Here is a 25,124-nt window from a genome sequence, read left to right on the forward strand (position 1 = left end):
GCTTTTTTATGGCGTATTGGTTGGCTGGGGAGCGGACGGTGCAAGAGGAGGGCGTTGTTTCGCGCTTCGATCCGCGGTTCTGGACGGTGAACTTTCCGCGGCCGATGATGGCGTCGGTGGTGACGACCGGGCCGCACGCGCTGCGCGTCGATGCGGTGTTCTACAAGGCGGACGATCTGGCGGGGCTGATCTGGGAAGCGGAGGACCGGCACGACCATCCGTTGCTGCGATACGAGACGGCGCGCGATTTCCGGGAGTGCCGGTTGCGGTTCCGCTGGCGGTCGGCGGGGACGATGCCGCTGGATGCGATCAACGGCCCGGTGCTGACGATCGAGGGGCGCGATGCTTCGGGTGTGGCGCGGGCCTGGTACGTGCGGCTGTGGAATTATGCGACCGGCGCGCCGGACGATGCGCTGGTGGCGATCGACTTTGCCGACGTGTCGGGCGGGTTCCTGTTGCCGGGCGAGGCGGGCCCGGTCTGGGCGGGGGATGTCGACCGGATGTTCGTGTCGCTGGTGGCGCAAGGATTTACCGGCGAGGACGCGGCGTTGGCGGCGCCGGTAGAGGCGTGGGTGGAGCTGTCCGAGATCGCCTGCGACGGGCCGGGGGCGGTATTGTCGATCGGCGATGTGGTGGTGCCCGAGCATGGGCTGTGCATTGCGAGCGGGTATGACGATTCCTATCACCTGACGCCCGCGCGATTGCTGCGCAACGCGCTGCACCTGGGGTATCGCGGCGCGATCACGCATTATGTCGGGATGAGCCATTACTTCCGGCTGGAGGCGGCAGCGGGCGGGTTTTACGTGAGCGCAAGCGGGGGCGTGCTGAACGTCGCGGCGGCGGCGTGGCATCGCGACTTTGCCGAACGGGCGGCGGCATTCGGGTATGAGGTGATCTGGTCGCTGTCGTACGAACTGTTCGACGCGCATTGCTGGGGCGACTGGAAACAGCGCGCGGCGGATGGTGCGCCGGCGCTGACCGGCTGGGTACCGCCGTCCACCTTGCTGTCGCCCGCGCATGACGGGGCGATGGGGTATCTGCGGAGCGTCGCGGCGGCGCTGATCGGGATTGCGGTCGCGGCGGGATTGGCGCCGAAGTTCCAGATCGGTGAGCCGTGGTGGTGGGTGATGCCGGATGGCCGGCCGTGTCTGTACGACGATGCGGCGCGGGCGGCGCTGGGTGGCGATCCGGTGACGATCGAGAGCGTGCGTGACCCGATGTCGAGCGAGCAAAAGGCGCTGCTGGACGCGGCGGGGGTGCTGCTGGCGGCATCGACCGCGGCGCTGGCGGGGGCGGCCAAGGCGGCGGCGGGCGCGGCGGGGTGCGAGACATTGTTGCTGGCGTATTTGCCGACCGTGCTGGATGCGGCGGCGCCGGATCTGATGCGGGCGAACCTGCCGGTGGGGTGGGCGAGGCCCGCCTTCGACGTGCTGCAGCTTGAGGATTATGACTGGGTGACGGCGGGCGAAACTGCTCGGAGCGCGCGCGGGGTCATGCTGGCGGAGGCGCGGCTGGGCTATCCGGCGGCGGAGCAGCATTATCTTTCCGGTTTCGTGTTGCGGCCCGACGATGCGGCCGACTGGCGCGAGATCGAGGCGGCGGCCGCGGCGGCGCAGGCGCGCGGGGTGGCGCGGACGTTCGTCTGGGCGCTGCCGCAAGTGATGCGCGACGGATTTCTGCATTTCGATTTGGGGGACGAACCGGTGGATGCATTCGACGACGTGCTGTTTCCGCTGGCGCTGGGGCGCGAGGCGGAAGTGATGCCGGAATTCTCGACCGCGATCCTGACCAATGCGGGCGGGCACGAGGCGCGCAACGCAAGCTGGGCGGCGGCGCGGACGCGCTACGATGTGGGTCCGGGGGTGCGATCCGAAGCGGATATCGCGGCGTTGCTGGATTTCTATCGCGCGCGGTTGGGGCCGGCGCGCGGGTTTCGGCTGCGCGATCCGTTCGATTCCAAGTCTGGCGCGGGGAGTGCGCTGGACCAGCGGATCGGGGTCGGGGACGGGGTTACGACACGTTTTCCGCTGGTGAAGCAATATGGGGAGAGTGTGCGGCGGATCACCCGGCCGGTGGCGGGGAGTGTGTCGGTTGCCGTGGGGGGTGTCGTAACATCGCGGTTCGGCGTGGGGGCTGGCGGGGTGGTGGAACTGGATGCCGCGCCGGCGGCGGGGGTGGTGGTGACGGCCGGGTTCGCGTTCGACGTGCCGGTGCGGTTCGCGGAGGACCGGCTGGCGGTGAACCGCGCGACGTTTCTGGCGGGGGCGGCGGCGAGTGTGGCGCTGGTGGAGGTTCGGGAGGGGTAGGGTTTTGCGCGGGGCTTTTCTCCCCTCCCTGAAAGGGAGGGGGCGGGGGTGGGTGGCGTCCTGGCGATGCTGTTGGTCTGGGACTGCGGGTGGCGGTGTCGCCTGGTCTCGACCCACCCCCAGCCCCTCCCTTTCAGGGAGGGGAGTTGGAGGGGGCTTTCCCTCCCAGAGGGGGAACGTGTCGCTTCAGGCTTGGCGCTCGAGGATTTTGCGTGGGTGGGTTCACGTGGAGGCGCGAAGGCTCGGAGGTGCGCAGACGCGGAGATAGAGCGCGGAGTCAGGATTCCTTCTCCCCTCCCAGGAAGGGAGGGGGCGGGGGTGGGTGGCGTCCTGGCGATACGGTGGGTTTGGGAATGAGGTGGCGGTGTCGCCTGGCCTCGACCCACCCCCAGCCCCTCCTTTTCAGGGAGGGGAGTTAGAGGGGGTGTGTCCTGCCTCGTACGTTCGATCCTCACCACAATCGGAAAAAACAGGGAGAACCAGGATGACGTTTCTGCGGGGGACGTTGACGACGATTGCGTTGTGCTGGCGGATCGAGCGGCGGGATGGGGTGGCGATCGGGTTGACCGATCATGATGCCGATCTGACGATCGACGGCCTGGTGCATCGCGCCGCGCCGGGAATGACTCCGTCGGCGATCGAGCGCGGCGACGGGCTGGCGGCGGATACGATGGATGTTTCGGGGGCGCTGACGTCCGATGCGATATCGGAACGCGATCTGTTGGCGGGGTGCTGGGACGGGGCGCGGGTGCGGGTGTTCGCGGTGGACTGGACGGGCGCGGATGGTCGCGTCGATCTGGGTGAGGGAGTGATCGGCGCGGTCGAGACGAAGGACGGGGGCTTCACCGCCGAACTGGTCGGGGCGAGCGCGGGGCTGGATCGGCCGGTGGGCGAGGAGACGTCGCCGGAATGCCGTGCGGAACTGGGCGACCGGCGGTGCGGGGTGGCGATGGCGGGGCGGCGGCGGTTTGCGCGGGTGGTGTCGGTGGCGGAGCGGGTGGTGACGCTGGACGCTGCCGAGCCGGTGGCGGGCGCCTATGCCGGGGGCTGGTGCGGTGGTTCGGCGGCGCCAATTCGGGGTTGAGCGCGGCAATCGCTGCTTCGTCGGGCGCGACCGTAACGTTGCGCACGGACCCGGCGCTGGCGGTGGTGGCGGGCGATCTGATCGAGCTTTCGGAGGGGTGCGACAAGAGTCTGGCGACCTGTTCGGCGCGGTTCGGGAATGTGCCGAACTTTCGCGGCGAGCCGTATCTGCCCGGGATCGACCTGCTGACGCGGTATCCGGGGGCATGAGCGCGCGGGAGCGGGCGGTGGTGGCGGCGCGCGCCGCGGTGGGGGCGCGGTACCGGTTGCAGGGGCGCGAGATCGAATACGGGCTGGATTGCGTCGGGCTGACCGCGCTGGCGATGCGGGCGGCGGGATATAAGGGGCCGGTTCCGAGCGGCTATGCGCTGCGCGGGGGGCTGGCGGACGATTTTCTGGAGCTGATCGACACAAACGCGCTGATCCGGACGGACCGGCCGGCGGCGGGCGACGTGTTGTTGTTCGCGACCGGGCCGGGGCAATTCCATCTCGCGGTGAAGAGCGTGGGCGGGTTCGTGCATGCGGATGCGATGTTGCGCCGGGTGGTCGAGCGGCCCGATCCGGCGCCGTGGCCTTTGGTCGCCGCCTGGGCGCTGGTCGACGCGGATGCGGCGGAGGCGATGCTGGCGCGGTGAGTGCGGGCGGGGGCGCTGTCGTTTGGTCGATCGACCCACACGCCGTTCGTTTCGAGCGAAGTCGAGAAACCGGGACCTGGGCGGTTTGGCTGTTTCTCGACTTCGCTCGAAACGAACGGTTGGGGTTCGGGCAGCTTGGCGGTGCCCGACTGCGCTCGAAAAGACCGAGCGGGTTCTTGGGACGGGGGACATCATGGCGACTTTGGTGCTGACGGTGGTCGGCGGGGTGATCGGTGGGCCGATCGGGGCGGCGATCGGAAGCGTGATCGGGCAGGAGATCGACCGCAACGTGCTGTTCAAGCCGAAGGGGCGCGAAGGGCCGCGGCTGCAGGAACTGGCGCTGCAGACATCGTCCTATGGCACGCCGATCGCGCGCGTCTAAGGCACGATGCGGATCGGCGGATGCGTGATCTGGGCGACCGACCTGCGCGAGAGCCGCAGCACGAGCAGCGGCGGCAAGGGCCAGCCGAGCGTGGCGAGCTACAGCTATTCGGCATCGTTCGCGGTGGCGCTGTCGGGACGGCCGATCGCCGGGGTCGGCCGGATCTGGGCGGACGGCAAGTTGCTGCGCGGGGCGGCGGGGGACTTCAAGGTTTCGACCGGGTTCCGGCTGCACCGGGGGGGTGAGGGGCAGGCGGCCGATCCTTTGATCGCGGCGGCGGAAGGCGGGCTGGCGCCGGCGCATCGCGGGATCGCCTATGCGGTGTTCGAAGACCTGCAACTGGCGGATTACGGCAACCGCATCCCGTCGCTGACCTTCGAGGTGATCGGAGATGCGGGGGCGGTGAGCGTCGAGGGCATCGCGCGCGACGTATCGCGCGGGCAGGTGAAGGCGGCGGAGGGCGCGGCGGAGTGGACGGGCTTTGCGGCATACGGCGATACAAGGTCGGTGCTGGAGATGCTGGCGGCGGCGAGCGGCGCGTGGTTCGCGCCGGAGGGGGGCGTGCTGCGGATGCGCGGGGCTTCCGTGCCGGTGGCCGAGCTTCGCGACGACGGATTTTCGGGTGGGGAGCGGATCGGGCAGGTCGGCGAGCGGGCCATTGCGGCGCTGGAGACGGTGCCGGCGGGCATGACGATCGCGCATTACGACCCGGCGCGCGATTTCCAGACCGGGTTGCAGCGTGCGCGGCGGCCGGGGCCGGGGCGGCGCGAGGAGCGGATAGAACTGCCCGCCGCCTTGTCCGCCGATCATGCCAAGACGCTGGCCGAGGCGGCGATCGCGCGGGCCGAGACGGGGCGGGAACGCCGGACGCTGGCGCTCGGCTGGGGCGATCTGGCGGTGGGGCCGGGTGCCTGCGTGACGATCGCAGGCGCGCCGGGGGTGTACCGCGTGGCGAGCTGGTCGTTCGAGGGGATGGTCGTGAAGCTCGGCTGCGTGCGGCTGGCGAGCGCGACCGCCCCGGTGAGCGCCAGTCCGGGACGGTTCCTGCCCGCGCCGGATGCTATTGCCGGGCGGACGATCGTGCATGCGTTCGAGATACCGCGGCTGGACGATGCGGTGTCGAACGCGCCGCGGCTGACGATCGCGGCTGCGGGCAGCGCGCCCGGATGGCGGCGGGCGGCGTTGCTCTACAGTCTGGACGACGGGGCGCAGTGGAACGCGGCGGGCGCAACCGTGGGCGTGGCGACGATCGGCGTGCTGGCGAGCGCGCCGGGGATCGGATCGGCCAGCATCACGGACCGGGTGAACAGCTTCGACGTCGACCTGGCGCATGACGAGATGGCATTGGCGGATGCGGACATGAGGGGACTGGCGGCGGGGGCGAACATCGCGCTGGCCGGCGACGAGCTGCTACAGTTCGGACGCGCGGAACAGATCGGCGCGCGGCGGTGGCGGCTGTCGGAACTCTGGCGCGGGCGGCGCGGCACGGAGGCTGAAATCGGGACGCAGGTGGTGGGAAACAGCTTCGTCCTGATCGAGGCGGAAAACCTCGCGACGATCGACCTGCCCCTCTCCGCGAAGGGGGTGACGGTGCGCGTGCTGGCCTCGGGAATCGGCGACGAAGCGGGTCCCGTCGAGAGCGATACCGCAGTGCGGGGCGTTTCCGTGATCCCGCCCGGCCCGGTCCATCTGCACAGCCAGGTGTTGCCCGGAGGCGACGCCCGGATCCGATGGGTAAGACGCAGCCAATCGGGATGGCGCTGGATCGACGGGGTCGACGCGCCGCTGGGCGAGGAACGCGAGGCTTACCGGGTGACGGTGATCCGGGCCGATGGCGGGGTGCGCGCGGCCGAAGTTCCGGTTCCCGAGATCGTCATTTCGGCGAACGATCGGAGCGGCGGATCGGCGACCGTCCGGATCAGCCAGATCGGGTCGAACGGCGAATCGATCGCGACCGAAACAGTCTTGCCGAACGGGTGAAGGAGCGATGCGATGAACGACGATATGACGCCACGATTGGGGCTGCCGACGATTCGACCGGGACAGGCGCAAAAAGAATCGTCCCATAACGAGGCCCTGACTCAGCTGGACCTCCTAATGCACGCAAATGCCGTGTCTTTAGGTCTAAATACGCCGCCATCGGCACCCGTTTCGGGGCAGGCCTGGGTGGTCGGATCGATGCCTGCGGGCGACTGGTCCGGCCACGCGGACGCGCTGGCCGGATGGACGGACGGCGGCTGGCGCTTCGCTGCGCCGATCCCGGGCATGACGGTGTGGATTGAGGAAGCTGCTGACTTCGCTCGATATTCAGACGGAAGTTGGATTTTGGGAGAGCTTCGCGGCAGCAAAGTCGTGATTGCGGGGAACGATGTTTTGGGGCCGCGCAGAGCGGGAATACCCATCGCTTCGGGCGGGTCTATCATCGACGTCGAGGCGCGCGAGACTCTTGTCGAAATCCTTGCTGCATTGCGTGGTCACGGACTGATCGCAAGCTAACATACGTTGATCTAGCCCCCGCGGCCGTGTTGCTTATTGGCAACAATGCCCAGTATTTGTGCGCTTGCGTGGAAACCAACCATTGAGTAGGGGAGTTTGCGCTGTCCGAGTGACAACGACGAAAGGGGATTTTTATGCGGAAGCTTGCCATCACTATGGCGCTTGCCTCCACTGCTCTCGCCACACCAGCTCTCGCCCGCGATAATACGTGGTACGTGGGCGTCGAAGGTGGCGCGATGATCGTAGAGGACATCAAGTTCGACATCACCGGCGTGACTGCTGCCGGCAACGGTAGCGCATCGATCGACCATAACTATGGTTATGACGTCGATGGCGTCATTGGTTACGACTTCGGTCCGGTTCGTATCGAAACGGAAGTCGGTTATCGTACGGCAACGCTCGATGGCATCAACTCGACGGTGGCAACGCCGGCCTACCTCGCAAACGGTACGACGGTCGGCAGCATCGCTGCTGGCAACTACGGTTATGCCGGTGGTCGCACGTCGGCACTCAGCTTCATGCTGAACGGCTTGCTCGACTTCGGTGACGACAACGGCATTCAGGGCTTCGTCGGCGGCGGTGTCGGTGTAGCTCGCGTCAAAGCGAACTACGCGCTGAACAACAATGGTTCGTTCCTCAACGACTCCGACACGGGCTTTGCCTATCAGGGTCTGGCGGGCGTCCGCGCTCCGCTGAGCGATCATGTAGACGTCACGTTCAAGTATCGCTTCTTCACCGCAACCGACGTGAAGTTGGTCGACGTGAACGGCCGCGGTATCGACGGTCGTTTCCGGTCGCACAGCATCCTGGGTGGCCTGACGTACAACTTCGGCGAACCGGCAGCACCTCCTCCGCCGCCGCCTCCGCCCCCGCCGCCTCCTCCGCCCCCGCCGCCGCCGCCTCCGGTTGCTGAAGTGGTGTGCGCTCCTGGACCGTATATCGTGTTCTTCGAGTGGGATAAGTCCGACATCACCCCGCAGGCAGCGTCGCTGCTCGACGGTGCGATCTCGCAGTACCAGAACTGCGGTAACACGCAGGTCATGCTGGCCGGTCACGCCGATAAGTCGGGTGCCCCTGCATACAACGTTGCACTCTCGCAGCGTCGTGCAGACTCGGTGAAGGCATATCTGGCATCGCATGCGGTTCCGGAAGGTGTCATCCAGACCCAGGCGTTCGGTGAGAGCCGTCCGCGTGTCGAGACCGCCGATGGCGTTCGCGAGCTGGAAAACCGGCGTGTGGAAATCCAGTACGGTCCTGGCTCGGGCAACTAAGCCTAGCGCCTTTGGGCAACAACATCAGGGAGGTCGGTGCAAACCGGCCTCCTTTTTGTTTGTCTGGCGAAGATGGTCTGAAAGCGGCGCCTCCCGGGATATACGGTCCGGTCCAATCCCGCCCTTCCATGTCGCCCATATCAGCGCGAAAACCACCGTCGCGTTTCACGCCGCGAGCTTCACCAGCAGCCTGCTGATCGTAGTCGGATTGCTGGACAAGGACATGATGAAGGTCGCCGGCGATACGATGCTGCCGCTCGTCCTGGCGGGATTGTCCGGTGTTTTCTTCAGCGTGGCGGAAATCTGCCCGTACAAGCCCGACAGGTCCGGCCAGCCCTGACGATCGATCGCCGTTCGTTGGCGGCTATCCGCAAGGGGCGGTGCGATCGTAGCAGCGCGTGCGAATACCCGCCGATGCCTGTCCTTATGGGTTGCGCCCGGTCTTCAGGAATTCAACAACGGCACAGTCCACGCGATCGATTAACTGGCAATTGTCGCCGCATCGGCTAGAGGATTGGACGGGCGCCCTTCCACAATTAGCGAGCATATAGACGATGCGTATTACGATGATCGGTTCTGGTTATGTCGGGCTCGTATCGGGCGCGTGTTTTTCCGATTTCGGGCATGAGGTTACGTGCGTCGACAAGGATGCGGGCAAGATCGCTGCACTGGAAGCGGGCAAGATGCCGATCTTCGAGCCGGGGCTGGATCATCTCGTCGCGGCGAACGTGGCCGCCGGGCGGCTGAAATTCACCACCGACCTGAAGAGCGCGGTGGACGGGGCGGATGCGGTGTTCATTGCGGTGGGCACGCCGTCGCGCCGCGGCGATGGCCATGCCGACTTGTCCTATGTGTTCGCCGCCAGCCGCGAGATCGCCGAGGCGGTGACAGGCCCGATCGTGATCGTCACTAAATCCACCGTGCCGGTGGGGACGGGCGACAAGGTCGAGGAGATCATGAACGAGCTGGTCAAGGATCATGCCGTCGCGGTCGTCTCCAACCCCGAATTCCTGCGCGAAGGTGCGGCGATCGGCGATTTCAAGCGGCCGGACCGGATCGTCATCGGAACCGAGGACGAACGCGCCAAGCAGGTGATGCGTGAGATATATCGGCCGCTATACCTGAACGAGAGCCCGATCCTGTTCACCGGGCGGCGCACGTCAGAACTGATCAAATATGCGGCGAACGCGTTCCTTGCGACGAAGATCACCTTCATCAACGAGATCGCCGATCTGTGCGAAGCGGTCGGTGCGGATGTGCAGGACGTCAGCCGCGGGATCGGGCTGGACAACCGGATCGGGAAGAAATTCCTGCATGCAGGTCCGGGCTATGGCGGGTCGTGCTTCCCCAAGGATACGCTGGCGCTGTTGAAGACGTCGGAGGATTACGAGACGCCGGTGCGGATCGTCGAGGCGGTCGTGTCGGTCAACGACAACCGCAAGCGGGCGATGGGCCGCAAGGTGCTGAAGGCGCTGGGCGGCGAGGGCAAGGGCAAGACGGTCGCGATCCTGGGGCTGACGTTCAAGCCCAATACGGACGATATGCGTGACGCCCCCAGCCTGGCGATCGTGCAGAGCCTGACGGATGCCGGCGTCACGGTGCGTGCGCACGACCCGGAGGGCATGGAGGCCGCAAAGGCGCTGATGCCGGACCTGCATTACTGCAACGACGCCTATGAGGCGGTGCAGGGTACCGATGCAGTGGTGATCGTGACGGAGTGGGACGTGTACCGCGCGCTCGACCTGCAGCGCGTGGCGGCCGCGATGAATGCGCCTGTGATGGTCGATCTGCGCAACGTCTATCCGCCGAGCGATGCGGAGCGGGCGGGGTTCGCCTATTCGTCGATCGGGCGCTGAACGGGCGTCAGTCCTGCGGTGCGAGCGCGACCGCAAGCCAATCGGGTATCAGGGCATCGCCGAGCGCATCCACGCGGCGATGCTCGACCATCAGCTTAAGATCCGGATAGGCGATCCGCGTGCGATCGCCCGGAGCGTCGAGCGGTGCAACGACGAGCCGGCGGTTGACCGTGCTGCGATAGTTCATCCGCGCAGTATTTTCCTGACCGACATAGCAGCCCTTGGTGAAGCTGACGCCGTTCAGCTCGCGCGCATTGCATTCGAGCCATAGGGTCTTGTCGCTGCCGAGTTCCGCGACGCCTTCGGTCACGCCGAGCGACAGGCGGTGTGCGAGCCATCCCGGTGCAGGTGACGTTGCGGGGGCGAGCCAGCGGTGGCCGAGTTGGGGCAGGCGGGGGTCGGGGGCGCCCTGTGTCGTGTCGTTGGACCAGTGGACCGCGAGTGTCTCGTCCGGCGTGATCTGGATCGGACGGCGCAAGCGGTAGATCGACAGGCGACGGGCCAGGGCGTCCGCCTGTGCGGTCTCGCAATCGACCAATATGTCGTCGCCATCCGCCCATAACATGAAGTCGAACAACACCTTGCCTTGCGGGCTGAGCAAGGCAGACCAGGCCGGCAACGGGCCGTTCACGTCGGCGGTGACCAGACCTTGCAGGAAGCCGCGGACGTCCGTCCCCGAAATCCGGAGCAGCGCGCGATCGGGGAGGGTGGTTTCGGGCATGACGAACAGGTAGGGGTGCGGGCGGGCTAATAGAAGTGCCGGCATCGCCGGCGGGCGAAAGAGGCAGGCATGGCGACGTTCGATCTGATCCTGACGGGTGGTACCGTCCATCTGCCGAGTGGTCCTGCACGGACCGATATCGGCGTTCGTGGCGGCAAGATCGTGGAGATCGGCGCGCGGGGCGATGCGGGCGAGACGATCGACTGTATGGGGCTGGATATCCTCCCCGGCGTGATCGACACGCAGGTGCATTTTCGCGAGCCCGGCCTGATGCACAAGGAGGATCTGGAAAGCGGCGCGCGGGCCGCCGTTCTGGGCGGCGTGACCGCGGTGTTCGAGATGCCGAATACGAAGCCGAACACGGATTCGGCCGAGGCGATCGGCGAGAAACTGTCGCGCGCGCATCACCGGATGTGGTGCGACCATGCCTTCTATGTCGGCGCGACCAACCACAACGCCGCCGATCTCGCCGAGTTGGAGCGCCTGCCCGGGACGGCGGGGGTGAAGATCTTCATGGGCGCTTCGACCGGCGACCTGCTGGTATCGGAGGATTCCTCGCTCGCCGACGTGCTGGCGTCCGGGCATCGCCGCGTCGCGATCCATGCCGAGGACGAAGCGCGGATGAACGCCCGGGCGGGCGAGCGGATCGCGGGGGATGCGAGTTCGCATCCCGTGTGGCGCGACGACGAGAGCGCGCTGTTAGCGACGCGGCGGATCCTGGCGCTGGCGCGCGCGGCACGGCGGCGGATCCATGTGCTGCACGTCACCACGCCTGCGGAACTGGAGCTGCTTGGCCAGAACAAGGACATCGCGACGTGCGAGGTGACGCCGCAGCACCTGACGCTGGCGGGCGAGGAAGCCTATCCGCGGCTGGGGACGCTGGCGCAGATGAATCCGCCGATCCGGTCCGGCGCGCACCGCGACGGGCTGTGGTACTGGCTGCAGCAGGGCGTGCCGGATATTCTCGGGTCGGACCACGCGCCGCACACGCTGGAGGAGAAGGGCAAGCCTTACCCGGATTCACCGAGCGGCATGCCGGGCGTGCAGACGATGCTGCCGCTGATGCTGAACCATGTGGCGGAGGGCCGCACGACGCTGGCGCGAGTGATCGATTTGACGAGCGCGGGCCCGCAACGTGTGTTCAACATCTCCGGCAAGGGGCGGATCGCGGTCGGATACGATGCCGACTTCTCGATCGTCGACCTGAAGGCGCGCTGGACGATCACCGACGACTGGCTGGCGTCGCGCTGCGGCTGGTCGCCGTTCACGGGGATGGAGATTACCGGGCGGCCGATCGGAACGGTCGTGCGCGGACATCGCGTGATGTGGGATGGCGCGCTGGCCGATGCGGCGATCGGCGAACCGATCCGCTTCGAAGGCGTGGATTTCGGCTAGGAAAATGCCCGGCGGCGGCGGAACGGCCAGTCGGTCACGCCGCCCGCGAACAGCGCCCACCACACGATCACCGGCTGAAACATCAGGCGTGGGGCGTGATACCACAGGCTGTGCAATTCGCCCGCGACGACGACCTGGTCATAAGCGTGCTTCATGTTCGCCGGATAAACGCACACCGCATAGGCGGCGAGCATGACGCCTGCCCGCCAGCGCAGGCGCGGAACCATCAGCCCGATCGCGCCGGCAACCTCGCACAATCCGGTCAGCGCGATCACCGCGATCGGATAGGGGACCCAGGCGGGGGTGATGCGCAGGAACGGCGCCGGGATGTAGAGGTGAAGAACCCCCGCTGCGAGATAGGCGGTAGCGAGCAACACGCGCAATACGGTGCGCATGCGCTTCTGACGCGGGGCGAGATCAGTGTTCATCCCACCCGCGGTAAGCGCTTATCACGGCGCGGGCAAAGCCGTTCAGCGTAGGGGGCGACCGGACCGATCCGGCTTCGCCGCCCCCGGCCGCGCGTCAGAACGGGAACCAGTTCGTCTTGTGCGTGAACTTCATATAGCCGAGATTGACGCCCTGCCGCCAGCCGACGCCCAGCCGGATCGGGATGACGACCTTGTCGCCCTTGCGCAGATAGGTCGCGGCGAACCCGCCGATGAAGAACAGCCGCCCTTCGCCCGCGGCGAACCGGCCCTTGTACAGCTCCTCGGTGTCGTAGAGGTTGTACACCAAGACAAAGACCTTGCTGGCGTCGCCACCGATATCGAAGCCGACGGATGGTCCCGTCCAGTGCACCGGTTGCTCGCCCTCGATCTTGTGGAACAATTGACCGTTGCCGTAGCGCAAACCGACGACGAACGCGCCGCCCGCTTCTCGCCCGGCGACATAGGCATTGGGCTGCCCCTGTTCCTTCAGGATCTTCTCGAGCATGCCGGCCAGGCCCGCGGTCCCCTTGCCGAACACGCCCTCCGCCGCCGCCAGCAGCTCGGGCCGATCGAAGGTCTGGCTGCTTGCGGCAACCGCAGTCGCACCCTCGCGCGCTGCATCCTGTTGCTGGTCGGCAGGAAGGGCCGCGGCAGGGGGCGTTGCGGCAAGCGGAGCGGCGGCCGGCGGATTATAGGGCGGGTAAGCGGGCGGCGCAGTGGGCGTGTCCGCCTGAGACGGCTGGATCCGCGGCGGCACCTGCACGCGGGGCGGCGTCTGGACGCGTGGCGTCTGCCCCCTGGGCGCGGAGAGATCGCCATCGATCGCCTGGTTCGGATCGATCGTGCGCACGGTATCCTGCGCGATCACCGGCCCGGACCCGAGCATCAGCGCCGTCATCAGAACCGTAGCAATAACCCTGCGCATCGACATTCCCCCAGCACCGCACCCTTCGACCCGAAGACGGTGCGCCAGAGCAGCTTGCCCGGCAATGAACCGCGCGACAAGCCGCGTTGCTTTTGCGGCGACCGGCGATAGGTCCAGCGACGATATCGCGCGATTCCGGTGTCGAACCCCGTTGATCCTTCGCCAAGCCGACGCTATAGACGCGGCTTGCCGCCAGGTCCGGAGACGTGGGTGAGTGGCTGAAACCAACGCTTTGCTAAAGCGTCGTACCTCTTAAAGGGTACCGAGAGTTCGAATCTCTCCGTCTCCGCCACCTAGTTTCGCGTGATATGGCTTGCCGAGGTTTTTTGGCAAAAACGCCGCAAAACTGCGCCGTTTCTGTTGGCTTCGGTACCACGGAGCGTCTGATACAGACCGAAATCGACGTTTTCCCGCACGTTTCTCAGGGCCATTTCCCCTTGGTACCTAATGGCAATCCAACCACATTCTGCTTGATGTCTAGACCTGCAACAACTGGGATTAACAGGGTTGATGCGACCACCGAGCTGCTCGGTCCGAACAAATTCGAGGTCCGGCCCTGCGGAGATGCTTGCTTTGCAGTGCTTATTAGCACGGTGCCGTGCAGGGTCACGGATCCCACGGAACAAAAGCTAAAATCCTTCCCAACTGCTTGAAGCCCGATCAGGGCCACCTATTTTGCGGGCGGTAGATAGATCATGGTGTGCTTATGGATGATGGGACGAGCCCGAGCATCGGGTTAGCATAAACGGTTGAGGCGCTGCGCCAACTTGCGCGCAAGTTCCCTTTCGTCCTTTCATCCCGAAATTTCAGTCAATGCAGTAGTTGCCTCCGACTGAATTTCATCAAGTATAGAGAATTATCATGACTACTCCGATTATGGGGGCGAATTCGCTCGCCCTGTCTTCTGAACTTCTTCTCCAAGTGCGCTACATGGCGCCTGGCTCCCTTGCGGCAATTGGGCGTAAAGCTCGTACGCATCCTAAAAGCCAAATTCGGCAGATCGTCAGTAGTATCGAGACATTCGGGTTTACCGTTCCCGTGCTGGTCGACGAGGACGACAAGATTATCGCCGGCAACGCGCGTGTCGAAGCGGCGATCTTGGTTGGTTTGGAGAGCATTCCGGTAGTTACGTTGTCCCACCTGAACACCGAGCAGAAGCGGGCGTTCGTGCTCGCGGAGAATAAGCTCGCAACGCTTTCGGGCTGGGATAAATCGGTCCTGAAGTTGGAATTCAGCGACCTTGTCGAACTTGATCTAGGCTTCAGCCTAGACGTTACGGGATTTCTCGAACCGGAGGTCGACGCGCTGATGTTCGGCGCAGATGCGGTCGATCACGGCGATGAGATCGTCCCCCTGCCGCAGAAGCCGACCACCCGGCTTGGCGACCTGTGGTTGCTCGGCCGCCATCGCATCCTGTGCGGCGATGCCACGGATCCATCAAATTTACAAACGCTGCTCAAGACGGACCAGGTACGCACTGTGTTCGTCGACCCTCCCTATAACGTAAGAATCGGCGGGCATGTGACGGGCGCCGGGCAGCACGAAGAGTTCGTTATGGCATCGGGCGAGATGACTGATGCAGAGTTTACTGGGTTCCTTGAGAAAACATTCCAGCGCCTGAGCGATGCGCTGATACCAGGCGGCCTCGCCTATGTGTGCATGGACTTCAGGCACATGCAAAACGTGCTCGACGCCGGAAAATTTGCGGGTTTCGAACTGCTCAACCTCATCGTTTGGGATAAGGGCTCGGGTGGAATGGGGAGCTTTTATCGGTCACGCCATGAACTCATCTTTCTTTTTGCAAAACCGGGTGATGGTCGGCGCAACCGCGTGCAGCTGGGCAAGCACGGTCGAGACCGGCATAACGTCTGGTGTTATCCTGGGGTCAATGGGTTCGGCGCCGAGAAGGCGCGCGCACGTGAAATGCATCCGACCGTGAAACCCCTGGCGCTGGTACGCGACGCGCTGCTGGATTCGACAGCGCGCGGTGATCTGGTCCTGGACCTATTCTCCGGGAGCGGCACCACGATCGTAGCGGCCGAGGATAGTGGTCGGCGCGGTGCGGCAATGGATCTGGACCCGCTATACGTCGATACGACGATCGTACGCTGGCAAGATTTCTCAGGCCAAGAGGCACGGCTTGAGTCGACTGGTCTGACGTTCCGCGAGATGCGGGTCAGGCGGTCGGAGTCCACGGATGCGTGCGCTCATGACCTTCCTCCCGCGCGTGTCCGCACGCGGCGCGCAGCATGAGGGGGCCATCATGTCATACAATCCGCACGCCGGAGCCGAGGGCGATCTTTCGGCCGATCCCTATATCGTCACGCGGGGTAAACCCCCGCGGGAGTACCAGTTCAAACCAGGCAAGTCTGGCAACCCCCGTGGCCGGCCACCGGGCACGAAGGACTTTCGCACGCTTTTGCAGCGTGAACTGGACCGCGCCGTCAACGCTTCGGTCAACGGCCGGGTAACGAAGGTTTCCAAGCGGGAAGCGATCGCCATGCGGCTTGTAGAGAAGGCGCTGAAAGGTGATCACAAGGCGATCGAGGCCTGCCTTAAATATGGCGAGGATCCGGCTTCGTCCGATGTAGCGCTTCCGCCGATGGATACCGATCCTCGTAAGGAGATCGAGTTGCTGGAAGCCTTTATGGCTCGGGGCACAGGGGGCGGCGATGAACGCCCCTCATGACATCTCGTCGGTGTTGAACGAACTCTGCCGCGCGGATCTGCAGGTGTTCGTCGAACGGGTGTTCGCGACCATCGATCCGGCGGCGGAACTTGAACGCGGGCGCTATCTGGAAATCCTTTGCGACTACCTTGCCCGCGTCGAGCGCGGCGATCTCCGGCGCCTGCTCATCACCATTCCGCCGCGGCATCTCAAATCCATCGCGACCTCGATTGCGCTGCCGGCGTGGGTGTTGGGTCGTGATCCAAGCAAACGGATCATCAATGTTACCTACGCCAACGACCTGACACGAGACCACTCGCGCAATTTCCTGAAGGTAGCGCGGTCGGGTTGGTACGCGCATGTGTTTCCGGAAACTGCAACGAATGTGGCTCGCGCGACCATCGGCGAGTTTCGGACGCGCCAGAATGGCTTCAGGATGGGGAGCTCGCTCGGCGGCACGCTGACTGGCTTGGGTGGCGACATGATCATCATCGACGACCTTATGAAGGCAGCCGACGCACGCTCCGCGGTGGCGCGTGAGAACGTGCGGCATTTCTACGGCAACACACTCGTCAGCCGATTGAACGATAAATCCTCCGGGTCGATCATCGCGGTGCAGCAGCGTCTGCACGAGGAAGATCTGGCCGCCCATCTCAAGGACCTCAAGTTTGAGCACCTTAATCTTCCTGCGATCGCCGAAGAAAGGCAGGTGTTTCACCTTTCGTCCGGTCGCACGCATGTGCGCGAGCCGGGCGATCTACTAAAGCCAAGAACCGAGCCGCGTGAGATTCTCGATGAGTTTCGACAGGCGATGAGCGGGCCGGATTTCCAGGCGCAATACCAGCAAAATCCAACCCCGCCAGAAAGTGCGCTGATCGATTGGACTCGTATTCAGACGTATGCGGTAGCACCGGAACGCGACCAGATCCTGTATGTCACCCAGAGTTGGGACACCGCGTTGTGCGATGGTCCCAAGTCGGATTTTTCTGTCGGCACAACGTGGGGATATGATGGGACAGCGTGGCTGCTTCTTGATCTTGCCCGGGTCAGATTGAGTTATGCTGACCTGTTGGAGCGGGTGCGTCGCGAGCGCAAGCGATGGAAGGCAGATGCGATCATTGTCGAAGCAGCAGGGATGGGCCATGCATTGCTCAACGAGCTTTCGCGCGATCATCGCTGTTTGGGGCGTCCTGAGCATCATGCCGCAACGTGCGAACGGCACGGCTACACGCCGACCATGGGCAAGCCGGAACGCTTGGCGGTCGGCGTGGACCGGCTATATTCCGGCCTCGTGAGATTGCCGGAAGCGGCGCCATGGCTCTCGGACCTGAAACGAGAAATGCTGGCCTTCCCGAGTGCTACGCACGACGACCAGGTCGATAGCATCACCCAGTTTCTGTTGTGGGTCGTGGAACGCCGCGGGCGGTCCGCGGCTAGCGGCGGGCGGGATTCCAGGGTCACGGCACCACGTCGCCCATAGCTTGCGACGCTGTTGGCGTACCGCGGCAGACGGCGTCTCTGAACCTGTGGAACACTGCGCCGGATGGTCACATTTCGTGAAGCTGGCGGTGGACTTGTCCGTCAGTTCCGGGCGTCAATAGCGTCCGGAGGTAGCAGAGTGTGAACCAAGAAAATGAACTCGCTCAGCGATATTGCGTCTTGGTTGGCGCGCTGATGGAAGACGCCTGCGCCGAAGCCGTGACCGCAGTTATCGACCCAGATGTCCTTCGGACGAAGGTCCGGCGGCTGCAAGAGATCAATGACCAGTGCCGAGAGCTGCTCCGCGTCGCGCATACGCTAGCGCGGATCAGCAATCGGTAGGCGACCCGATCCGAGTTCAAATTAAGGCCTGCCGCCGCGTATGTACGACATTTGAGGAAGTCGAAATCGCCCGCAGCCGGATCCTGGCCGGCCGCCCCCGGGGCTGATCGTTGCCGATCATTGTCGGGACTGGGAAGTTCAGAGTCATGACGGCGCAGCCGGCCTTGAGGGCGGTAACATCAACCCCAGCGCACGGAATTGCTCACGACACCTCCAGCTGCGCAGGCGACTCTTTCCGCTTACGCCTGCTGCCTCGGATCGTCGTGAAGGTGATGATAGAGCCGATCAGCACGATAGCGCCAATCGGTCCCAAACCAATGCACACGCTCAGGAGCGCCAACCCACCCACGATGACGGCGATCTGCTTTCTTAATCGTCCCGGGCGGTATGTCTGGATCGCCTCGATTTTCTTGCGTAACGTCGCATAGTCGCGCTGCTGAACAATTCCGCGTCTGCGTTCGCCATCGGCCAAAATTAATTCGAACAAGACCTTTGGGCCCTTGCCCAAGAGTACGCCTGCTGCCGCACCCAGCGGCCCAAGCAGTAGGAAGCCGCCGGCTGCTCGCTGTGCAGCGCCACTATCGGCAATAACTTCGAGCGACACAATTTCGACCGGTCGTAGCGTGATCGGCTTCCAGTCGTACATCGCACGCACGTTTTTCCGCGTGGTGCGAGCCTTGGTAAATTCGGCTCCCGCCTCGTCTATAAAAAGAATGAACTGGCTCATGGCGCTCCTTATGCCCGATGCGAGTATGTCGACAATCAGTGACACCGGTCATGCGCGAACGTTCTCTGAAATCAAGCCGAATGTCACTTATCGTCTGTAGATCGAACGTCGACATCGGCGTGATGGTCCCGGCGTGGATATCCGCCAGCGTCTTGCTACCAACCTGCGTCGCCTGCGCCTCGAGAAAGGCTGGAGCCAGGAAGAGTTTGCCGATCAGGCCGGTATTCATCGGACCTATGTCAGTGACATCGAACGCGGTGCTCGCAATCCTACCATTACCGTCGTCGAGCGGCTGGCTCGGCCGCTCGGCATGAGCCCCAGCGAGTTACTAGCCTAAAACACCATGCGATCAGGATGCCTCAATTTCGATCTGCACCTGTTTCCGCTACGATCCGTATCAACCTAAGTGTCGATCGAACGAGGCTAAAGGTTGAAGGGGGCACTGAGACACCGCAGTCGCTGAGCTGGCTTATATTTGTGCTTCAGTTCTTTTTGGGTGCTGCATGATCACCCGGGGCGACGGCATTGAAATTGAATGTCGAAAGCTGGTGGATGGCGGACGGGCCGCTTTTGGCGAACGATTGCAGTAATCTGCCGTTCGTTCAGTTGGCTGAATTAGCTGCGATCTGTTGGCTAGGGAAAAGCGGTAAATCTAGTTTGAGCGCATCTCCGACCGATGAAGGCATTTTGGCAGTTCGCTCATCTACATGTCGCTCGACGACGGTGCGTCAACAACCATCCACCGTCAAAAACGAAGCTTCGCACCGACCTGGACCCAGCGCGGTGCGCCGGGCGCGAAGAAGGTGGATCCGAGCAGCGGGCGTTCGCCGCCTATCACCGGTCCGGCGAAAGGACGCGCGACGAAATTGCCGGTCGCGTCGAAGCCCGTCGCCGCAAGCTGCGCGGCGGTGGCATATTCCCTGTCGAACAGGTTGTTGACCTGCGCGAACAGCGTGACCCGCTCGATCGGTCGGACGTCCACACCAAGGTTGAACACCGCGTAGCCCTTCGTGCGTCCCTCGCCGAGATAATAGACACCGTCCGGCCGGTGCTCGCCATTCTCGTTGCCCCGCGCCGTCGCGCCCGAGACGGCGATCATGTCGAGATTGAGCGACACCTGCCGCAGCGCATCCCAGCCAATGCTCGCCTTGAACACGTCGCGCGGGATCAGCGGGATACGATCGCCCTTCTCGATGTCGATCTCACCTTCGAAGCCGGGCGCCGGTCCTTCGTTCGAGCTGTTCGCGGAACCGCCGACCGTCTCGGGGCTGCGATAGGTCGCGTCGAGATAGGTGTAGTGCGCGGACAATCGCACGGGGCCGAGCGCGTAGCTGGCATCCACGTCGATGCCCTGGCGGCGCGTCCGTCCGAAATTGCGGAAATAGCCGAACCCGGCCTGGTCGTCGGCGACGAACAAGATGTCGTCGCGGCTGTCGGCACGGAACGCACCGATGCGCCAGGTCAGACCTTTGGCCGCACCATGCACGCCACCTTCGAACGTCGTCGCGACGACCTGATCGAGCGGGGGATCGCCGGCCAGCGCGTTGGGCAGCCGGCACGGGCTTTCCGGGTCGGCGCAACCGAGTTCGATCGCCGAGGGGGCACGGCTGGTCTGCGCGATCGCGCCGTCGATGCCGAACGCGGCGCTCGGGTTCCACGCGATGGCGATGGCGGGATTGAGCTTGTTGAAGCGATGATCACCATCCAGCGAGCCCGTGCCGCCGCCCGGCGTCATGCGATCGCGGTTCTTCACGACGGTGTGGTCGAAGCGGGCCGACAGGTCGATCTTCAGCGTGCGCGACAGGCTGAGCGAATCGGTGCCGTACAGGCTGAATCCGGTGGTTCTCCCGGACAGATCGACCCGCGCATCGAATGCGTTCTCCGAATCCTGCGTGCCGTCGGCGAACGCGCCGGGGCCGGTGACCGCGACGATGGCGCGCGCCGGCGTCAGATAGCCGAACTGCGCGGTCTGCGTGAAAACGGCCTTGCTGCGGACATAGCTGGTGCCGATCGTCAGGCGATTGTCCATCCCGCCGACGGGCGCGGTCAGCGCCAGTTCCGCGGTGCCGCCGAATTCGTGCTGGCGCGTGGCGGAGCGGTTGATCAGGCCGTTGCACTTCTCGTTCGGTTCGCTGTTGATCAGCGCGTTGGCGATGCAGCGGAAACGCGGGAAAGGGGTGTTGGCTTGCGTTTCGCCCGACAGTGGGAAGCCGGTGATCCCCGCGCGGGTCAGAGCGGTACGCTCGGCAGCACTCGGCTGGTAGAGGTTCTCGCCAAGCGAGATCGTCGTTGATGTCGCCGTTGAAGGTGCGCGTGCGGATGTTGCGATAAAAGGCGTTGCCCGAGAATTGCACCGTATCTGACAGATCGTGGTCGGCGGTGAAGTTGAGCAGCGTCGCGCGGTTCTTCGTGTTATCAGGCTGGGTGTAGACGCTCGACCGGTCGCGCGCGAGCAGGCGCTGTTCCTGCAACCCGTTGCCGTTGAGATCGGTGTCGGCAAAGCTGCCCAACAGCGCGAGACGTGTTCCGGACGTGGACCAGCCGAGCTTGCCGAACAGCTGGTACGCTTCGGACGGCGAGAAATCGCGCCAGCCGCGTTCGCGAAAATAATCACCGCTGGCGAACAGGTCGAATCCGCCGCCCAGTTTGCCCCCCGCCTGCGCTTCGACCATCCGGCGACGGTACGAACCGTAGCTGCCCTCCAGCTCGAAGCCGGGATCGGACAGGCCATCCTTGGTGCGCACCGACAGCGCGCCACCTAGCGAGTTGCGCCCGAACAGCGGGTTGGAGCCCGGCACCAGGCTTACCGAGCGGATCGCCGATTTCGGGATCAGATCCCAGCTGACCACGTCGCCGAACGGCTGGTTGACGCGCACCCCGTCGACATAGACCGACAGCCCCTGCGGCGTGCCGAGCAGTGGCGAGGCGGTGAACCCGCGATAGTTGATGTCGGGCTGCAGGGGATTGTTCTGCACGTCGTTGACGAACACGCCGCCGGTCATGCGGCGTAGATAGTCGGTCAGGTCGGTCGCATGCGCCGCCTCGATCTGTTCGTCGCTGGCGGTCTGCGCGGGGTAGGGGAGTGCGCCTTCGCCGACGTCGCTGAGCGGGGTCTGCGCGATGACGACGATATCGGGCTGAGGGGCTTCCTGCGCGTGCGCTGTCGCGGCGATGAATGCGGTCGCGGCGATGCCGGCGCGCAAGGATATCTTGGTCATGGTGTTTCCCCCGTCTGGTGGCTGCGTGCAGCCTTGGGCCTGCGTGTAGCAGCGGGTGGGCGGGGAAGCCTGAGACGGGTCTCAGAAAGGGTAGGACTTTGGGTCGGTATCCCCCCTCCCTTTCAGGGAGGAGAGTTAGGTCATTTCGCCTCGCAGCGTACCCCGACCGGCGCGAGGTCGGTGAAGTTCCGCACGTCGCCGAACACCTCGCCCGCCTCCGCCGATCCGAGCGCTGCATCGAGTGCCGCACCGTCGGCGAATTCGAGAACAGCGACCGCGGCATAAGGCGGCTCGGGCTGATCCGGGATCAGCGCCGTTGCCGTCGTCAGCCCGTGTCGCGACCATTTCTCCCGCACCAGCGGGATATGCGTCGCGACATAGTAATCGGCGTCGAACTTGGCCCCGTCCTGCACCGGGTACGTCACCACGAAGGTCGTCATGTCACTTCGCCTGCGCGAGCAGCGGGGTCATGCGCTTGGCCGCGAACGGCGCGAGCTTTACCGCCTTTGCCGCGGCGAGATTGGCCGATGGGCCGTTGCCGACCTGCACCAGAGCGACCATGCCCATCGAATAATGCGGCTGGCACTTGACGCCATACACGCCCGCGACGGTCGGCTTCAGGACGAATTCCTTGTTCATCGCGCCCTTGGACGGTGCGACGCCCGCGGGCAGCATCGTGGAAATCGTCTCGGCGTTATGGCTGGGATCGGTCGGCACAAAGCGCACCGTATCGCCGACCGCAGCCTTCACGAACGCTGGTTCGAATACCATCGCCCCGCCGGCGCCGGCATTCTTCATCTTGACGATGACGTCCTTGGCCGCAGCGGGGGCGGCGATGACGACCGACAGGGTCAAGGCGAGGGCGGCGATACGCTTCATTGTAACTCTCCACGGGATGCACCGGCAGACCCGGCCATTTTCTCGCGGCACCATGACGTTCCGGCAAGACCGGGCAATTGGCCAATGGTGCAATGGCGCGTGGCCCTGGCCGGGCGTCATATCCTGACAGCAATTCATGCGCCCGCCAGGGAACGGCGCGGTACAACGGGAGAGACGAGCATGCTGCAGCAGGCACTGGACGCGCTGAAGGGCGATATCGCGATGCGCTCCAAATACGACAATTATATCGGCGGCGACTGGGTAGCGCCGGTCAAGGGCCAGTATTTCGACAATCCCTCGCCGGTCACCGGCAAGACGGTGTGCCAGGTCGCGCGCGGGACGTCCGAGGATATCGAGTTGGCGCTGGACGCCGCGCACAAGGCGAAGGACGCCTGGGGTCGCACCTCGCCAGCCGAGCGTGCGATCATCCTGAACAAGATCGCCGACCGCATGGAAAGCAAGCTCAGCCTGCTCGCGCTCGTCGAGACGATCGACAACGGCAAGCCGATCCGCGAGACGACGCATGCTGATCTGCCGCTGGCGATCGACCATTTCCGCTATTTCGCCGGCTGCATCCGCGCGCAGGAAGGCAGCCTGTCGGAGATCGACCACGACACCGTCGCCTATCACTTCCACGAGCCTTTGGGCGTCGTCGGGCAGATCATCCCGTGGAACTTCCCGATCCTGATGGCGGTGTGGAAGCTCGCGCCGGCGCTCGCTGCGGGCAATTGCATCGTGCTGAAGCCGGCGGAGCAGACGCCGATGTCAATTATGGTGCTGATGGACGTGATCGGTGACCTGCTGCCGCCGGGCGTGCTCAACGTCGTCAACGGCTTCGGCGTCGAGGCGGGCAAGCCGCTGGCGCAGAACAAGCGCATCTCGAAGATCGCGTTCACCGGCGAGACGACCACCGGCCGCCTGATTATGCAGTATGCGACCGAGAACCTGATCCCGGTTACGCTGGAACTGGGCGGCAAATCGCCTAACATCTTCTTCGCCGACGTGATGGATCAGGACGACGACTTCCTCGACAAGGCGCTGGAAGGCTTCACGATGTTCGCGCTCAACCAGGGCGAGATCTGCACGTGTCCCAGCCGCGCGCTGATCCACGAATCGATCTACGACCGGTTCATCGAACGCGCGATCAAGCGCGTCGAGGCGATCAGCATGGGCAACCCGCTCGATCCCGGCACGATGATCGGCGCACAGGCATCGAACGACCAGCTCGAGAAGATCCTGTCGTACATCGACATCGGTCGCGACGAAGGCGCCAAGGTGCTGACCGGCGGCGGGCGCAAGCAGCATGACGGGGAATTCTCGGACGGCTATTACGTCCAGCCGACGATCCTCGAAGGCCACAACAAGATGCGCGTGTTCCAGGAGGAGATCTTCGGACCGGTGCTGGCGGTGACGACGTTCCGCGATGAGGCGCATGCGCTGGAGCTGGCGAACGACACGCTGTACGGCCTTGGCGCGGGCGTGTGGTCGCGCAACGGCACGACCGCGTACCGCATGGGCCGCGGCATCCAGGCCGGGCGCGTGTGGACCAACTGCTATCACCATTACCCCGCGCACGCGGCGTTTGGCGGGTACAAGCAGTCGGGCATCGGGCGCGAGAATCACAAGATGATGCTGGATCATTATCAGCAGACGAAGAATCTGCTGGTGAGCTACAGCCCCAAGGCGCTGGGCTTCTTCTGACGTTCCTCCGGGGGCAGCTCTCCCCCTTTCTCGCTGCCCCTTTCGCGGCGGGCCTCTCGGGGTCCGCCGCATTTTTTGGTACTAGGATTGCGATTATGCCCCCAGTTCCGTTCGTTTCGAGCGAAGTCGAGAAACCGAGGACAGCGTTCGTGACCCGTTTCTCGACTTCGTTCGAAACGAACGGAGGGGGGCGGCTGTATGACCCCCGCCCGCATCCTCTCAACTCCCGCCGCCGACGCATTAATCGCGCGCCTCGCCGAGATACATGGCCCGTTGATGTTCCACCAGTCCGGAGGCTGTTGCGACGGCTCCGCGCCGATGTGCTATCCTGCGGGAGAGTTCCGCGTCGGCGGGCAGGACGTGCTGCTCGGGAGCATCGCCGCCAATGCGGATGGCAGCGGCGTCCCCGTCTGGATCGGTGCGGCGCAGTTCGAATATTGGCGGCACACGCAGGTGACGATCGACGTCGTCCCCGGTCGCGGCGCGGGCTTTTCGCTGGAGGGTCCCGAAGGGCTGCGCTTCATCATCCGCAGCCGCGTGTTCAGCGATGCCGAGGTCGATGCGCTCGACGCCGCGGGCGAGCCGGCACGCGGCGGGTGATGACGGCGGAGT

The 25,124-nt window shown here is 64.6% G+C and carries 22 protein-coding genes, 1 tRNA gene and 2 pseudogenes; 16 read left to right on the forward strand and 9 right to left on the reverse strand.

Annotation, left to right across the window (positions count from 1 at the left end; genetic code table 11):
- Positions 1 to 8: 8 nt before the first annotated feature.
- From H5J25_RS01510 to H5J25_RS01540, 8 genes and pseudogenes are all read left to right on the forward strand, one after another.
- The gene (locus H5J25_RS01510) at positions 9 to 2,306 is read left to right on the forward strand and encodes a DUF2460 domain-containing protein (protein WP_202094047.1); all 2,298 of its coding nucleotides are present in this window, start codon (positions 9 to 11) and stop codon (positions 2,304 to 2,306) included.
- Positions 2,307 to 2,790: 484 nt separating this feature from the next.
- Positions 2,791 to 3,599: pseudogene (locus H5J25_RS01515) on the forward strand (DUF2163 domain-containing protein).
- Complete coding sequence (locus tag H5J25_RS01520) at positions 3,596 to 4,024, forward strand: NlpC/P60 family protein (RefSeq protein ID WP_202094048.1); 429 nt, start codon at positions 3,596 to 3,598, stop codon at positions 4,022 to 4,024. Before H5J25_RS01515 ends, H5J25_RS01520 begins: the two are co-directional and overlap by 4 nt.
- Positions 4,025 to 4,217: 193 nt before the next feature.
- A complete protein-coding gene (locus tag H5J25_RS20430; RefSeq protein WP_225883271.1) occupies positions 4,218 to 4,406 on the forward strand; it encodes a hypothetical protein in 189 nt (62 codons plus the stop codon).
- A 6-nt stretch (positions 4,407 to 4,412) separates the two neighbouring features.
- Positions 4,413 to 6,386, forward strand: coding sequence for a phage tail protein (locus tag H5J25_RS01525; protein ID WP_225883272.1), 1,974 nt, complete (start codon positions 4,413 to 4,415; stop codon positions 6,384 to 6,386).
- A gap of 12 nt (positions 6,387 to 6,398) precedes the next feature.
- A complete protein-coding gene (locus H5J25_RS01530; RefSeq protein ID WP_202094049.1) occupies positions 6,399 to 6,902 on the forward strand; it encodes a DUF2793 domain-containing protein in 504 nt (167 codons plus the stop codon).
- A gap of 134 nt (positions 6,903 to 7,036) precedes the next feature.
- On the forward strand, positions 7,037 to 8,173 hold the full coding sequence (locus H5J25_RS01535; protein WP_202094050.1) for an OmpA family protein: 1,137 nt from the start codon (positions 7,037 to 7,039) through the stop codon (positions 8,171 to 8,173).
- A gap of 554 nt (positions 8,174 to 8,727) precedes the next feature.
- Positions 8,728 to 10,029 carry a UDP-glucose dehydrogenase family protein gene (locus H5J25_RS01540; RefSeq protein ID WP_202094051.1) on the forward strand — a complete coding sequence of 434 codons (1,302 nt, stop codon included), beginning with the start codon at positions 8,728 to 8,730 and terminating at the stop codon, positions 10,027 to 10,029.
- A gap of 7 nt (positions 10,030 to 10,036) precedes the next feature.
- On the opposite strand, the gene ygfZ is transcribed toward H5J25_RS01540, so the two are convergent.
- Positions 10,037 to 10,750, reverse strand: a complete 714-nt coding sequence (ygfZ, locus tag H5J25_RS01545; RefSeq protein ID WP_202095896.1) for a CAF17-like 4Fe-4S cluster assembly/insertion protein YgfZ — start codon at positions 10,748 to 10,750, stop codon at positions 10,037 to 10,039.
- Between the two features lie 69 nt (positions 10,751 to 10,819).
- On the opposite strand from ygfZ, the gene H5J25_RS01550 reads away from it, so the two are divergent.
- Positions 10,820 to 12,145, forward strand: a complete 1,326-nt coding sequence (locus tag H5J25_RS01550) for a dihydroorotase (RefSeq protein ID WP_202094052.1) — start codon at positions 10,820 to 10,822, stop codon at positions 12,143 to 12,145.
- Here H5J25_RS01550 and H5J25_RS01555 read toward each other — a convergent pair.
- The gene (locus H5J25_RS01555; RefSeq protein ID WP_202094053.1) at positions 12,142 to 12,573 is read right to left on the reverse strand and encodes a DoxX family protein; all 432 of its coding nucleotides are present in this window, start codon (positions 12,571 to 12,573) and stop codon (positions 12,142 to 12,144) included. The genes H5J25_RS01550 and H5J25_RS01555 overlap by 4 nt on opposite strands.
- A gap of 94 nt (positions 12,574 to 12,667) precedes the next feature.
- Complete coding sequence (locus tag H5J25_RS01560; RefSeq protein ID WP_225883273.1) at positions 12,668 to 13,471, reverse strand: DUF1134 domain-containing protein; 804 nt, start codon at positions 13,469 to 13,471, stop codon at positions 12,668 to 12,670.
- A gap of 227 nt (positions 13,472 to 13,698) precedes the next feature.
- Here H5J25_RS01560 and H5J25_RS01565 point away from each other — a divergent pair.
- The 4 genes from H5J25_RS01565 (at position 13,699) to terL (ending at position 17,646) form a co-directional block, all read left to right on the forward strand.
- A tRNA-Ser gene (locus H5J25_RS01565) sits at positions 13,699 to 13,790 on the forward strand.
- Between the two features lie 569 nt (positions 13,791 to 14,359).
- On the forward strand, positions 14,360 to 15,751 hold the full coding sequence (locus H5J25_RS01570) for a site-specific DNA-methyltransferase (protein WP_202094055.1): 1,392 nt from the start codon (positions 14,360 to 14,362) through the stop codon (positions 15,749 to 15,751).
- Positions 15,696 to 16,187 carry a DUF5681 domain-containing protein gene (locus tag H5J25_RS01575; RefSeq protein ID WP_202094057.1) on the forward strand — a complete coding sequence of 164 codons (492 nt, stop codon included), beginning with the start codon at positions 15,696 to 15,698 and terminating at the stop codon, positions 16,185 to 16,187. The genes H5J25_RS01570 and H5J25_RS01575 overlap by 56 nt, the downstream gene beginning before the upstream one ends.
- A complete protein-coding gene (gene terL / locus H5J25_RS01580; protein WP_202094058.1) occupies positions 16,171 to 17,646 on the forward strand; it encodes a phage terminase large subunit in 1,476 nt (491 codons plus the stop codon). The genes H5J25_RS01575 and terL overlap by 17 nt, the downstream gene beginning before the upstream one ends.
- 101 nt (positions 17,647 to 17,747) lie before the next feature.
- Here the strand turns inward: terL and H5J25_RS01585 are convergent, their stop codons facing one another.
- Entirely contained in the window at positions 17,748 to 17,960 is a 213-nt protein-coding gene (locus H5J25_RS01585; RefSeq protein WP_202094059.1) for a hypothetical protein, read from the reverse strand.
- A 229-nt stretch (positions 17,961 to 18,189) separates the two neighbouring features.
- Entirely contained in the window at positions 18,190 to 18,714 is a 525-nt protein-coding gene (locus H5J25_RS01590) for a hypothetical protein (protein WP_202094061.1), read from the reverse strand.
- A gap of 133 nt (positions 18,715 to 18,847) precedes the next feature.
- Here H5J25_RS01590 and H5J25_RS01595 point away from each other — a divergent pair, with 133 nt between their 5' ends.
- On the forward strand, positions 18,848 to 19,051 hold the full coding sequence (locus tag H5J25_RS01595; protein WP_202094063.1) for a helix-turn-helix domain-containing protein: 204 nt from the start codon (positions 18,848 to 18,850) through the stop codon (positions 19,049 to 19,051).
- 408 nt (positions 19,052 to 19,459) lie between these two features.
- Here the strand turns inward: H5J25_RS01595 and H5J25_RS21265 are convergent, their stop codons facing one another.
- The 4 genes and pseudogenes from H5J25_RS21265 to H5J25_RS01610 form a co-directional block, all read right to left on the reverse strand.
- Positions 19,460 to 21,445, reverse strand: a complete 1,986-nt coding sequence (locus H5J25_RS21265) for a TonB-dependent receptor domain-containing protein (protein WP_225883274.1) — start codon at positions 21,443 to 21,445, stop codon at positions 19,460 to 19,462.
- 79 nt (positions 21,446 to 21,524) lie between these two features.
- Positions 21,525 to 21,932, reverse strand: a pseudogene (locus H5J25_RS20435) (TonB-dependent receptor); the annotation flags it as partial.
- A 140-nt stretch (positions 21,933 to 22,072) separates the two neighbouring features.
- Positions 22,073 to 22,372: an EthD family reductase gene (locus H5J25_RS01605; protein ID WP_202094064.1), complete on the reverse strand. Its 300-nt coding sequence runs from the start codon at positions 22,370 to 22,372 to the stop codon at positions 22,073 to 22,075.
- Between the two features lies 1 nt (position 22,373).
- A complete protein-coding gene (locus H5J25_RS01610; protein ID WP_202094066.1) occupies positions 22,374 to 22,811 on the reverse strand; it encodes a pseudoazurin in 438 nt (145 codons plus the stop codon).
- A gap of 180 nt (positions 22,812 to 22,991) precedes the next feature.
- On the opposite strand from H5J25_RS01610, the gene adh reads away from it, so the two are divergent.
- Both adh and H5J25_RS01620 read left to right on the forward strand, forming a co-directional pair.
- Complete coding sequence (adh, locus tag H5J25_RS01615) at positions 22,992 to 24,512, forward strand: aldehyde dehydrogenase (protein WP_202094067.1); 1,521 nt, start codon at positions 22,992 to 22,994, stop codon at positions 24,510 to 24,512.
- Positions 24,513 to 24,710: 198 nt separating this feature from the next.
- Complete coding sequence (locus tag H5J25_RS01620) at positions 24,711 to 25,112, forward strand: DUF779 domain-containing protein (protein WP_202094068.1); 402 nt, start codon at positions 24,711 to 24,713, stop codon at positions 25,110 to 25,112.
- Positions 25,113 to 25,124: the final 12 nt, after the last annotated feature.

The organism is Sphingomonas aliaeris (assembly GCF_016743815.1).
Taxonomy (GTDB): domain Bacteria; phylum Pseudomonadota; class Alphaproteobacteria; order Sphingomonadales; family Sphingomonadaceae; genus Sphingomonas; species Sphingomonas aliaeris.